This is a genomic window from Allomuricauda sp. ARW1Y1 (genome assembly GCF_013407935.1).
Taxonomy (GTDB): Bacteria; Bacteroidota; Bacteroidia; order Flavobacteriales; family Flavobacteriaceae; genus Flagellimonas.
The window spans coordinates 45479-58965 of the sequence record NZ_JACBZU010000003.1 but is presented as its reverse complement, the minus strand read 5'-3'; the positions used below and the strand labels follow the sequence as shown (position 1 = coordinate 58965).

At 43.9% G+C, this 13487-nt stretch carries 9 protein-coding genes; 2 read left to right on the top strand and 7 right to left on the bottom strand.

Annotation, left to right across the window (positions count from 1 at the left end; all coding sequences use genetic code 11):
• Positions 1–114: 114 nt before the first annotated feature.
• Positions 115–843, top strand: a complete 729-nt coding sequence (locus tag GGE08_RS09335; protein ID WP_179384628.1) for a FadR/GntR family transcriptional regulator — start codon at positions 115–117, stop codon at positions 841–843.
• A 262-nt stretch (positions 844–1105) separates the two neighbouring features.
• Here the strand turns inward: GGE08_RS09335 and GGE08_RS09330 are convergent, their stop codons facing one another.
• From GGE08_RS09330 to GGE08_RS09320, 3 genes are all read right to left on the bottom strand, one after another.
• Entirely contained in the window at positions 1106–2611 is a 1506-nt protein-coding gene (locus tag GGE08_RS09330) for a RagB/SusD family nutrient uptake outer membrane protein (protein ID WP_179384627.1), read from the bottom strand.
• A gap of 10 nt (positions 2612–2621) precedes the next feature.
• Entirely contained in the window at positions 2622–5927 is a 3306-nt protein-coding gene (locus GGE08_RS09325) for a SusC/RagA family TonB-linked outer membrane protein (protein WP_179384626.1), read from the bottom strand.
• 84 nt (positions 5928–6011) lie between these two features.
• Complete coding sequence (locus GGE08_RS09320; RefSeq protein ID WP_179384625.1) at positions 6012–6941, bottom strand: dihydrodipicolinate synthase family protein; 930 nt, start codon at positions 6939–6941, stop codon at positions 6012–6014.
• A gap of 478 nt (positions 6942–7419) precedes the next feature.
• Here GGE08_RS09320 and GGE08_RS09315 point away from each other — a divergent pair, with 478 nt between their 5' ends.
• Positions 7420–8601 carry a CynX/NimT family MFS transporter gene (locus GGE08_RS09315; RefSeq protein ID WP_257023986.1) on the top strand — a complete coding sequence of 394 codons (1182 nt, stop codon included), beginning with the start codon at positions 7420–7422 and terminating at the stop codon, positions 8599–8601.
• Between the two features lie 602 nt (positions 8602–9203).
• Here GGE08_RS09315 and GGE08_RS09310 read toward each other — a convergent pair.
• The 4 genes from GGE08_RS09310 to GGE08_RS09295 all read right to left on the bottom strand — a co-directional run bounded on the left by GGE08_RS09310 (position 9204) and on the right by GGE08_RS09295 (position 13462).
• Positions 9204–11072 carry a SulP family inorganic anion transporter gene (locus tag GGE08_RS09310; protein WP_179384624.1) on the bottom strand — a complete coding sequence of 623 codons (1869 nt, stop codon included), beginning with the start codon at positions 11070–11072 and terminating at the stop codon, positions 9204–9206.
• A gap of 220 nt (positions 11073–11292) precedes the next feature.
• Positions 11293–11685, bottom strand: coding sequence for a hypothetical protein (locus tag GGE08_RS09305; protein ID WP_179384623.1), 393 nt, complete (start codon positions 11683–11685; stop codon positions 11293–11295).
• Positions 11682–12101 (bottom strand): GreA/GreB family elongation factor, encoded by a 420-nt coding sequence (locus tag GGE08_RS09300; protein WP_179384622.1) that lies wholly within the window; start codon positions 12099–12101, stop codon positions 11682–11684. Before GGE08_RS09300 ends, GGE08_RS09305 begins: the two co-directional genes overlap by 4 nt.
• A 68-nt stretch (positions 12102–12169) precedes the next feature.
• Positions 12170–13462, bottom strand: a complete 1293-nt coding sequence (locus tag GGE08_RS09295; RefSeq protein ID WP_179384621.1) for a Glu/Leu/Phe/Val dehydrogenase — start codon at positions 13460–13462, stop codon at positions 12170–12172.
• Positions 13463–13487: the final 25 nt, after the last annotated feature.

The window sequence follows — 13487 nt, the reverse complement described above, 5'->3', positions numbered from 1 at the left end:
CATAATACAAATATACATAAATTTTCAATATATTTGTACTACTTCTTAAAAGGAATTATGTTTATTTGCCAGCATTGGCATCCAAGATGCGCTAAGGCAGCAATTCGTTAATCTATGAAGCAGTTAAAGAAATTAAAGCCGGTCGATACCCTTTCACTTGTAGACAAAGTTGAATTGAGCTTACTGGAGTTTTTTAAAGTGAACGAGATGGGTCCAGGCGATCCCATCCCCAAGGAATTGGATTTTGCCAAGAGCCTAGGTGTCAGTAGAACTGTTGTTCGGGAAGCGCTGTTGCGGTTAAGGACGCTTGGACTCATCGAATCCAAAAAACATCGGGGAATGATATTGAAGCAGCCCGACATTATCAATAATTTCGAACGCATCATGGACCCGACCCTTTTGGGCACGGAAACCTTAAAAAACCTATTCGAGCTGCGTTTGATCTTGGAAATGGGCATGGCGGATTTTCTCTTCGAGCACAAGACGGACAAAGACATTGATGAACTGGAGGCCATAGTTGAAGAGGAAGAGGCTACTGATACAGGCAAGGTTCGATTTTCTTTGGACAAAGAAGTTGCTTTCCATGGCAAACTCTATCAAATTTCAAAAAATGACACCCTACAACGGTTCCAAGGTTTATTGTTACCTGTTTTTGAATACGTTTACCTAAGGGATACCGAAAACCGTGATTTGGATGAATACCATTACACCAAGGGTACCTTTGTAACCCATCGAATGCTTCTGGACAATTTAAAAATAGGATCACCCGAAACCTTTCGAAATGCTATGAGACGCCATCTAGAACCTCATTTTGACCATATTTTTAAGTACAAAAAAAAGTAAGCCTTCGTCCTCGTTCAGTTATCAAAATACTCGGTCATTACCGGATTTGACATGCAGTTTACCAAGTGATTGCCCCGCAGCACTAACTTTTATTGGTGATAGTTACTTTCCCATCCGTGCAGGTTTGAGCGAAATCATCCTATTCTACCACTTTTTATGCGCTCTATCTCACCATGAAAAAAGGCCCGATACTATCGGACCTTCCTCTCTTGAATCAAATATAACTAAACTAACTAACTCAAATCAATTCATATACCCTTTGCTATTCCCAACCAGGGGTTTGGTCCAATAACGGATTACGCCCAATCATGTCGTCAGAAATTGGTAATAACAACTTGTACTCATCTCCAGGGTTAAGGAAACTGATATTGTCAATGACAAAATCGTCGCCCGCACGCCTAAGGTCCCACCAGCGCTTTCCTTCGGCTACAAACTCCTTGTAACGTTCGGTCAAGATCGCGTTGGCATTGGCAACTTGGGTACCATTTGAATAAGCATGAATATTTGGATCGTAATCTTCACCATAGGCCCTTTGGCGAATTTGATTGATTTCCCCTGAAGGATCTTCCCCTAAGTAATTTTTGGCCTCTGCCATCAGTAACAGTACATCGGCATATCTATATAAGGGTACATCATTCTCAAATATTCGCTCGGTAGCGTCTACCCTTCCCAAAAATTTGTTCAATATGGAGCCAAAGTAAGTAGGCTCGTTGTACATGGCATATCCTGCACCACCATTGTCATCGGTGTACAACTGGATAAATGTCGCCTTCTTTCTATCGTCCGCATTGTCATCCAATAGTAGGATGGTCTTTTCGGATGGTCCATACCTATTGGCACCTGCAATGATAAAATCGCTCATCGATTCGCCATCAGCATTGAACTGCGGATTGATTTCCGTTGTCCTTCCCGTAAAACTGTTGTAAATATTGGAAGCTTCGTCCCTTTGATATTGCAAAGCAAATATAAATTCATTATTTCCTTCATTCGCCACACCCCATAACTCATCAATACTTGGGGCCAGTCCAATACCAATGGGAGCTATCTGCTCCAACGCATCCTTGGCTGTGGTAAAGTCGGCGCTACCACCTCCCATCAAATTTCCGGACCATATATATACATCCCCCTTAAGAGCCAAGGTCGCGGCCTTGCTCCAAAAGTTTCTATTGCCTTCCCAAAAAGTAGTATCTGAGCCAAATGCGGACAATGAGGCCTCAATGTCCGATTTTATCTGGTCCATTACCTCAGCCTGAGTGGATCTTTCCCTACTCAACCCGTTGGGGTCCACTGTAGCCAAAGGTTCCAAGATAATTGGCACATCGCCCCAGGTCTTTAATAAAGTATAGTAATAAAATGCCCTCAAGCCATAGGCCTGACCCAATAAATGGTCTTTATCCGATTCGTTGATGAACTCCACGTTGGGTACGTTGGCCAAGAAGTCATTTACCCGATGTATCTGGGTGTAAAACCCAGCCCATCCTCCAAACGGAGCAGTTGCCTGGGTAAAACTGGATTCGATCAAGGCTAGGTTTGAGGGGGACTCATACGTTCGTCCGCCCCATACATCACTTCGTATTTCACCGAGCAGCCACAGGTCAGCAGCTTCTCCGCGCAAGCTGGCAAATAGGCCGGTATGGGCGGTTCTTGCACCTTCCTCTGTATCCCAAAACCCTGCGGTAGTAAGTTCACTTGGTGCGTCCAACTCCAATTCGCTTTCACAGGAATAGAAGCTTACTATTGCTGTTAGAATATATATATACTTTTTCATCACTCTAATTTTAAAATGTTACATTAAGTCCGATAGTTATCGTCTTTGGCACCGGAAATTCTCCGTACTGCACCCCTCCAACCTCTGGTGTATCACCACTCATGCTCTTAAAATAATGCAGGTTGGTTCCCGTGAGGTTAAGGCTCAATCTTTTGATCACATCACCAAAATAGGCTGATGGAAAATCATAGCGGAGTGTCACCTCCCTCAAGGCCAGGTAATCCCCTTTCTCCCAAAACTGTTCATTGGCTTCGGTCTGCAGGCTGGCAACACTTTCATTCCCCCTCCATACGTTCTTGGTTCCGTTCACAAAAACAAATCGGGGCCAGTCCGTATCGGTGTTGTTCGGTGTCCATGAATCAAGCACTTCCACCGGTTGTGCCAAGTTACCTTGTGTCTGCCCATATCCTTTGTTACGTATGTGGTTCCAAACCAAATGTCCGGTCGCAAAATCTGTTTGCACAAATAGACTGAAGTTTTTGTAGGTCACGCTGGTGTTAAAGCCACCAACAAAATCGGGGGTTGTACGACCGATTACCTTTCTATCCAGGTTGTTGATAATCCCATCTCCATTTTGATCGACCCACTTGACATCACCGGCCCATCGCTGGTTTCGACTTGCGGCGGGAGCAAACTCGTCCGTAATGGCATTGTCTGCATCCGCTTCAGCTTGATTGGCATAGATACGCTCTTGTTCGAAAGCAACGATAAGGTCGCCACCAAAACGTTGGCCTTCCTGCAAACCGCCGACCCATTCTTCTTGGCCGGTTGACGGATTCCAAATCAAGCTGCCCCCCTGTCGGTTTCGCTCATTATCGTTTTCGGGCAAGGCAACCACATAGTTTCTATTTCTGGTGAACGTTGCCCCCATATTCCAAGTAAAGTCTTCCTTTCGAATGATATCACCATTGACCTGAAGTTCAAAACCTCTGTTCCTATAGGTACCGTTATTGGTCAATATACCACTGAATCCGGTATAGTAAGGCAATGTCAGACTGGCCAATTTATCCTTGATATCCCTAGTATATACATCTGCAATAAGGGACAATCTGCTATCAAATAGGGAGACATCCAAACCAACGTTGAAGGTGGTGGCCTTTTCCCATTTAAGGTCAAGTGTGGCCAAACTGGTATTGGCGTATCCCGTCTGTCCGTTATACACACCCTGGGAACCATAGGAACCATAGACTCCATAGTTGCTCAATACATCTTGGTTACCATTCACACCATAACTAAGTCTTGGCTTAAACGTAGTTAACACGTTTTCCAATCCCCAATCCTGGAAAAACGATTCATTGTGGGCGTTCCAACCAAAGGAAACCCCAGGGAAGAATCCGTACTTATTATTGCCAAGTCTAGAAGAACCATCGTTTCTGAAGGTAAAACCGAATAAATACCTATTATCATAATCGTACAGCAATCTACCGAAAGTGGAAGTGATTACATATTCGGTTTCAAAGCTAAATGGTATACCATTGGCCTCGGCCCCTGCATTGAGGGTCTCGATCAAATCGGTTGGGGAATTCCGTGTCCCTGCAGATGTTTGAAAGAAGTTATCCTTAAAATATTCTGCCCCAATCAAGGCATTTACATTGTGTCGCCCAAATCTTTTGGTGTAGTTCAGCGTACCAGTATACTGATTCCTCAGCGTCCTATCCAAACTCACCGAAGCCTCACGCGCCGTGCGCAATGGACCATCTGTACTTCCGGTCCTAAAGGCCCGGTTAAAGCTTTCGTTGTGGTTATTGATTGCAAAATGGCTACCTGTCAAAGACAAGGTCAAATCGTCAATGATGTCCCATTCCAGACCTACGGAAAGCTGCAAACGCTGCTCTAGGTTTTTACGAACAAACTTGTCCTGGTAATACAGTGGATTACCAAATCCTTGATTTTGCCCTACAGCAAACTGATCAGAAAAGGTACCATCAGGATTGCTATCAAAAGTCCGTGCGGTGGGAGCCTGCCCTTGAAATCTTCTGAATACAGTGTCCTCGCTACCCAAAGGGCTTAAATTTAAATTAGAGTGCGAGTACAGGATGTTGGAGTTAACCTCGACCCGATCCGTTACCTTGTAAGATCCGCTAAATTTACCAGAATACCTCTTAAAACCAGAGCCTAAGATAAGTCCTTGGTTATCAAGAAGTCCCAATCCCATATAATAAGTTCCTTTCTCGTTCCCACCATCAAAAGAAAGATAATGGTCTTTGGATTCACTGTTTTGATAGATGCGGTCACCAACACCCTTGTTATCAAAAAACAGTATTTGTTGTGCCGGATTCAATATATCCGGTATCGCCCGCCATCCTGGTTGATCTAACAAATATTGATTGTCCGCCGTCAACAATTGGGTCGTAAAGGGGTCGTTGGTCGTATTGTTACCCGTTCCCGCACTTTGGTTGGCATCCAAAAACGCGCCGAAAGCACCCGGGTTATTCGTTGCCTCCCTGAACCAGGCTATGGACTGTCTATTGTAATTGATGTGATCCGCAGCTCCCAGATATTGTTGGTCGTTACGCTCTTCGTTGATACTGTAACGGTACTTATAATTAATGGAAGACCTTCCTGCTTTACCCTTTTTGGTGGTTATCAAGATAACACCATTGGCCGACCTTGCCCCATATATTGCCGTTGCAGCGGCATCTTTAAGCACTTCCATCGATTCAATGTCATCTGAATTGAGAGCAAAGAATGAACTTGGCACACCATCCACCAGAATCAATGGTGAATCATTGCCATCGAAATTGGTACCTCCTCGAAGTACAACCTGCGGGGTAGAGCCTGGCTGCCCTGTAGTGTTGGTCACTCTAAGTCCCGCCACCGTACCCTGCAAAGCTGTAGCTGGGTTCGATCGGGTAGCACTTTCCAGCACTTTGGTATCCAATTTGGCCACAGAAGAGGTAAGGGTGGAACGTGATTGACTACCATAACCCGTTACAACAACCTCATCCAAGACTGCCGTACTTTGGGACAGCATAACATCAATAACCGTTTGGGCGGATACCTCCACTTCTTGAGCGGTAAATCCTATATAACTGAATACCAAAACGTCCCCAGTGGCGGCTTCAATGGAATAATTTCCATCAAAGTCCGTTTGTGCACCATTGGTGGTACCCTTTACCAATACAGTGGCTCCTGGGAGTGGTATCCCTTCTTGATCTGTGACAGTACCGGTGATTTGGCTTGACTGCGCGTAAACCGAAACCGCAAATACATTCAGCAACAGGGCGCAAACGAACAGGATCGAAGTCCTATTTACGCCCAAGGCCCTTATCGGGCCGGATGCCTTTTTCTTTTCAGCATTCTTTGAGAGTTTCATAGATGTAATAGTTTGATTAATTAAGTGTTATGAGCAAATATATATAATTATTTGTATTATGTTATACATAATAATTCATATTTTTTAAATGCATTCGTCTGAATCCCTTTGACATGGCTCCGGAAAATGTTCGGAAATCCCTTCCTTTCTGAACAGTTCCAAAGCTTTTAGCAATTGGCCATCATTAAATGTTCTATGCGGAAAGCGGCTAGGACCCATATTCAATCCCAGATGTCTCATAAAGCTTTTTCCCCCACCGTGATATCCTCCCATGGCTTCCAAAATCTGCACAAATCGAATAGCCTTATCCTGAAGCTTCCTAGCAGCATCAAAATTTCCTTGGGAAGCGTATTTGGCCACACCATGATAAAGTGGCGCCAAATGGTTATAGGTACTGCCTACCCAGCTCTTGGACCCAACCAATACACTGTCAATATACTTTTCATCAATACCAAAAAACATATCCATAGTATCATCACCTTTCTCCATGCATTGTTTAAAATCGTCCAGATTATCCTCGGTATATTTTATCCCTGCGAAATTGGGGATATGCTTCTTGGCGGAATCGACGAATGCCAACATAGGTAGGTTAACCCCTGTAAGTACGGGAATATGATAGTAATAAAAAGGTATGTCCGGGGCAGCACTGGCAATTTCAGCACAATAGTACACAAGTTCATCCACCGTCTTAGGGCGAAAATAAAAAGGCGGCAGGGCTGCGGTTGCATCCACCATATCAGCACTGTGCCCGGCCAATTCTTGGGCCTCCCTTAGGTTGGTATGACCGACATGGTTTATGACATAAAACCCATCCTCTCTTAAATCCGACCATGCCTCTATCAATTTCATTCGTTCCGAAGTACTTAAAGAAACAAAATCCCCGGTTGAACCATTGACAAATGCTCCCGACACTCCATTGGACATTAAATAACGACCATATTCCACAATAATATCCGTATTAAGCAACCCGTTTGTATGCATCGGTGCATAAGTTGCTGCAATGATTCCTTTCATAATTGTATTATGTATTACATAACAAAGTAATTGTTTTTTTTTCAATTATTCAAATATTTGCACAAAATATGTATCTCCATATCGTCAAATGGCTTCATATATCCGTTTCTTGCATTGGTTAAACAGTTACCATTCCTGTAAGGTCAAGGCACCTATATGAATGGTAGTCACGGAATCTCCAATAAAAACAAGCAGATTGGGTAACCACCAAGATATACCTATTCTCTTTGGAAAATCCCAACCCATTTTGGAACTGCCCCAATTTCAATCCATACCACATGGTCAACAGCCGCCTTCCCAAGAAAGACATCACACCGCAAACAGTTTTTGCCTATATGTATGACATATTTAAATGAACATTTTGTAGGTCAACTGCCAAAATTAACGGTACTTTGCCGGAAAGCTATTCTCGTTGCACACTGATAGCTACTAACATCGCATCCAACAATTCAATTTACAATAGGGCATATCCGAAAGCATGAAAAAGACCCATTTATGGAAACCAGGGAATATGCTACTGCTCGCAGGCATACTGTTGATTGCTTTGAATCTACGGCCTGCGCTGGCCAGTGTAGGTCCGCTGGTATCCGATATTCAAGCGTCCACAGGTCTTTCCAACGGACTTTTAGGCCTTTTGACCACCCTTCCTTTGATTGCTTTTGGTATTATTTCGACTTTGACTCCCTTGGTTACCAGAAGACTAGGTATGGGATGGACCCTGTTTTTGGCAATGGCCCTATTGGCCTTGGGTATCGTCATAAGATCACTCGGACCTATTTTTACGCTCTACTTGGGCACCTTGCTCATCGGAGTAGCCATTGCATTTGGGAATGTAATGCTACCAAGTCTTACCAAACGAAATTTCTCAGAAAACTCGGGATTGATCACCAGTCTTTATTCGAGTGTTATGGCCATCGGTGCCGCCTTGGCAGCAGGATTAAGCGTTCCGTTAGCCAGGCAGCATAATTTGGGGTGGCAAGGCTCTCTGGCTGTATGGGCAGTTTGTGCTTTCCTTGCGGCCTTACTTTGGCTCCCGCAAGTTACTCGACTTAAGCGAACTCCACCCAGCAACAATAGCTCGATGGGGCTAAAGTCGCTGGTAAAATCAAAGTTGGCCTGGCAAGTAGCCTTGTTTATGGGGCTGCAATCACTAACCTTTTATGTAATCCTAGCTTGGCTACCATCCATCATTCAAGATAGGGGTCACGGTGCCAACTATGCTGGATGGATGCTTTCGCTATCGCAAGCTACGGGCATATTGGGTTCTCTATTGATTCCTGTACTGGCCGGTCGGAGGAAGGACCAACGATCTATCGTGCTTTTCTTGGCCGGTATAGAAGTAATCGGCTTGGTAGGACTTATTGTTCCCTCGCTGGGATTGGTTTGGCTATGGGTGTCATTGATCGGGTTTGTGCTAGGCGGTACCTTCGGACTGTCCTTACTCTTTTTGGTACTTCGCTCACGGGATTCAGATGAAGCCACCTCCCTTTCCGGAATGGCACAATCCATTGGGTATATTATTGCAGCCACAGGCCCATCCCTATTTGGGGCCATCATAGACGTTATAGGTAGCTGGACCCCCGCCTTGACGGTCCTATTTGTGATAGCAATACTGAAATTTTTTATGGGCATGGGAGCCGCAAAACCGGGCAAAGTCTAGTTTTATCTTACCCATCAAATTATTCCAACCATGTCATCACATTCGCTTTGATGTCCTAGTCGTTTGATACATCCTCCAACTCATTTGTCCTTTTGTTGTTGTGGCAGGTCTTTTTCCATTGATTGGTGTTTAAAACTGTTGAATGGATGGCTTAGCAAATATATTCCACCTCAGCTACCTTCATTGTCGGATGAAGCGATAAGCGTACCCAACCTGGCTTATATGATAAATCCGGATTGCTGATTTTGCTTTGAAGCGACCTGATCAATATAAAATAAATGATGTGCAAGTGCTAGCGCAAGACCAACCGCCATGTACCTGTATCCCAAACCTATCGTTGAGCAAGAGAACTACCAGATTGTAATGTATGTCGGAAATACCGAAGGCAACACTCCCAATATGTGTATTTTGGAGGTCCACCAACAAGACCTTTTAGTTTTTTAGGCAGTATTCCCTTGGTATTGTTTATAAATAAAGTGTAACTTTTGTTACTTGGGGCAAATCCTTCCACTTTGCATATAATAAGGTATTGTAGGTACCCGTATGGTTGGTACCTCTCTTTTACATCAACAAACCGGTTTATTTATATTGACCATTTCCCATTAATCCCTTAAGGTCTCTGCCTGTCTTTTGATATATGAAGTGCACTGCCCGAAGGTCTCAAAAATTTGCGCCTCTGGAATGAGCGATGGAATCAAATTGACCCGTTCCATCATATATCTGGGCTGTTCGAGCACATGAACCAATAAGACCTGGGTACCAGACTTTTTAAGCTCGATCAATACATCTTCTAGGCTATACAGACCAGATTGGTCAAGATACTGCATGCGGTCCATTCGGATGACCACTGTGGAGGCAGTAATGGGGATTTGCTTGGCCAATTGCTGAAAATCGTTGGTAGAACCAAAAAACAATGGTCCTTTAAGATGTTTTATGAGTACTGTCTTCTTTAGTGCGTCAGGAAAATCAGCTTCATCTGCCCAACCTTTTTCTTCCTTTAGAGTCTTAACATCGGAACGTTGTGCGGCCAAATCCCCCATCTTTTTCATGAACATAAGTGAGGCGATTACAAGACCTATACCCACGGCATATACCAAGTTCCAAATAGAAGACAACACCATTACGACCAACATGATCATCACTTCAGAGCTTATTTTAAATGGACCGAACATTACGTCCCTAGGCAGATGGGGCATAGCCCTTAGACCTTTATAATCAATCACCCCTATTCCAACCGTAACCAAGATGCCAGCTAGGACAGCTGCGGGTATATTGGATGCTACGGGGCCCAATGCCAATAAGACCACCAATAGCAAAATACCTGCTACCATCCCTGATAGCCTGGTTTTACCTCCAGCATTGATGTTGACCACGGTACGGATTGTGGCACCTGCACCCGGAATTCCCCCAAAAACTGCAGCAATACTGTTACCTATGCCCTGACCAATCAATTCCTTATTGGGTTTATGCTGGGTCTTTGTCATATTGTCCGCAACCACAGAAGTCAATAGGGAGTCAATAGCTCCCAAAAGGGCCAAGGTAAAGGCAGTGAAAATATAGGGCGTTACAGAACTTAATTGAAACGAGCCGAACACATCCAAATTTGGCATCGGAAATCCACTTGGGATTTCTTGGATTGGTCGATACTCCCACCCGAATCCATAAGCTACCCCTGAAACCATCAGCAATGCCACCAATGCACTTGGAATCAGGGTCGTAACCCTTTTGAACCCATAAATTATACCAATAGTAGCCAAGGCCAAGGCAAGTTCTAGCCAATCTATTTGTTGCAAGGCCCGTGGCAAAACCCTGATAGTTCCGATGACCCCGGAAGCGTCCTTATTCGCCAAGGTCTTTGCCTCCTTTAAAATATTTTCTTCGGTTACCTCCCCAGCCCTGGCAATGGTTTCTTCAAAATCTTCAAGAACAAGAATTCCCTCCTTTGATTCTTCCTGGAGAATGTTCTTGAGGATTATCTCTTCTGCCTGTGCTCTATATTGATTCACAAACATAGCATCTTCGTTTGGATAATAGCCGATGGAAGGCAGTAGCTGAGTTACCAGGATAATCACTCCAATAGCCGTCATAAAGCCCGAAACAACCGGATAAGGGATGTATCGGATGTATTTACCCAGCCCGGCAACGCCCAACAGAATCTGCATAAGTCCGGCCAAAAGGAATACCATCAAAATAGCAGGAAGTGCCCTCTCCATATCACCATCGTTCATGGCGACTATACTGGCAACGACCACCATCGTGACAGCGGTCATTGGTGCAGTCGGGCCTGAAATTTGCGTATTTGTACCGCCAAAAAACGCAGCAAAAAAGCTAATAAAAATGGCGCCATAAAGTCCTGCGCTAGGTCCTAAACCCGAACTGACTCCAAAGGCCAATGCCAATGGCAGAGCCACAATACCTGCCGTTATACCTCCAAAAACATCTCCTCTAAAATTGGAAAAAAAATTCTTCATTGTAAATTTTATACTTAATTGAAACTGTCCCTTTTGGGACAATGGCTTCCATACCTTTAAATAAATGGTCCTGATTTATACTTGATTACGGCTCACTCACCCCCTAACCTGCCCGTTTTCCCTACGTTACATGTTACATTTTGTTATGGCTAGACTCGAAAGAATCAACACTTGGCGTAGAAAGCCAAAAGGGCCCGTATTATGGCCCTCTTTGGAATTCTTATTTACCGAAGCGCTCCGACATCTTGGAGAGTAGCAGAAACTTTAATTGGTTGTAGTTTTTTAAATGGTTCATATAACCATCCCTATTTTTCTCATGGGTATTGAGGTAATAGGCATCACATTCCATGGTATCGCATTCGATGGCGTTCGCCAAATTCCTTTCATAACGGTATAAGTTTGCCAAACGCAGCTGGTTCTCCCGTTGAACCTCCAAAAGTCTTTGCTGGAATGCAGGATTTCCCAATAGTCGTTTTTCCAATGATATCAAATATTGTAATTCCTCATTGATCCATTCCATGGTTTCGGTCCAGTTGGTGATTTCCAACTTATCCTTCTTACTGATGATACGGCTCAAGGAATCGTGAAAGTAGGGTCTGCCAACAGTATTCATAATACCATATTTAAGTTCAACGTCTCATTTTCCTGCTCTATATCCTCGATGGTCAGCTTTTGGCTACCGGATGGGAATTCCCAAATAATGGAATCACCATTGGCGTACCCCATGACCGCGGCCCCCATAGGGGTCAAGATCGATATGCAATTGTTTTTGATATCGCTTTTGGCAGGTAGTACCAATTTGAACTTCTTATGCCAACCATTTTCGGAAACAATTGTGACATTGGAATTGAACCGTATCACATCATTTGGCATTTTATCCTCATCCAGGATTTTGGCACTCTCCAATTCATCCGTCAACTTCTTAACCGATTTTCTCCAAGCACTGTCCTTATGGTACCCCGAAAGGTTCAACAATCGTTTTAAAACGACATATTCCCTTTTTTCTATCAACAAGCTCCCGTATTTCATTTCACTATATTTTAAATCATTATACCATGCAGGCTCTTTTTCAAGCCTTTTTTAATCACTTTCTCCCATTATGGAAAAATCCCCCTCTGAACATAAGTCTCTTCCAATCGCTCAATGGCAATTACAAATGCGGCAGTCCGCATATCAATATTTTGGGTCTTGGTTTTGTGTGCAACCTTGTTAAACGATTCTTTCATTTTTCTCTCAAGTCGTTCCAACACCTCTTTAAGGTCCCAAATTTCACCGTTCCGGTTTTGCAACCATTCGAAATAGCTTCCGATTACCCCTCCTGCATTACATAGAATATCTGGTATGATATCGATACCACGCTCCAAAAGGATTTCTTCCGCCTTTACATCGGTAGGTCCATTCGCCCCTTCGGCAATCAAACTGGCTTTTATCACAGGGGCATTGTCCACTGTAATCTGATTACCCAATGCCGCCGGAATACAGATATCACATTCCAATCCAAAAAATTCCGAATTCTCAATATTGCCTGCTCCTGAATACCCTATAATACTTCCTTTATTGGCCTTGGTATAATCCAGAAGGTGCTCTGGACATATCCCTTTCTCATTGTAGAGGCTTCCATAGGCATCTTGTACCGCAGTAAGAATCGCACCTTCCTTACTCAGGAAATGGGCCGCCCAATACCCAACATTACCGAATCCTTGAACAATGAACTTCTTGTTTTTCAACTCCAGTTTTTTGTGTTCAGCCCAGAATTTGATAGTAAGGAAAACACCATAGCCCGTTGCACGATCTCTACCCTCGGAACCACCAGCACCTATGGGTTTTCCCGTGACAACATGAAGATTCTTTGAACGTTCATTGGGAGACTTGGTTGACATATAGGTATCCAAGATCCAAGCCATGGTCTGGGAATTGGTATTTACATCAGGTGCGGGTATATCCAACTCTGGCCCAATATTGTCCCCAAGAGCATACGTAAACCTTCTTGTAATACGTTGCAGCTCATCTTGGGAATACTTGGTGGGGTCCAACTGTATACCGCCCTTTGCACCGCCATATGGCAATCCTGCCAAAGAGGTTTTCCAAGTCATCCACATGGCCAAGGCTCTCGCCGCATCAATATCCACTGTCGGGTGGTACCGCAGCCCACCCTTGTAGGGACCCAAGGCATTATTGTGTTGTACCCGGTAGCCGGTAAAAATCTCAACTTCCCCATCGTCCATTCGTACCGGAAAGTGGACCACCAATTCATTGTTGGTGACTTCCAAGATTTTTCTAATGTTCGGGTTAAGCCCAACGATATCAGCTGCGTTGTTAAATTGACGCATGACATTGTCCAACATTCCTTGTTTGGACGGTCTTTTCTTTGTTGTTAATACTGTTGTCATGTTAAAATAGTTAATGGTATGCCTT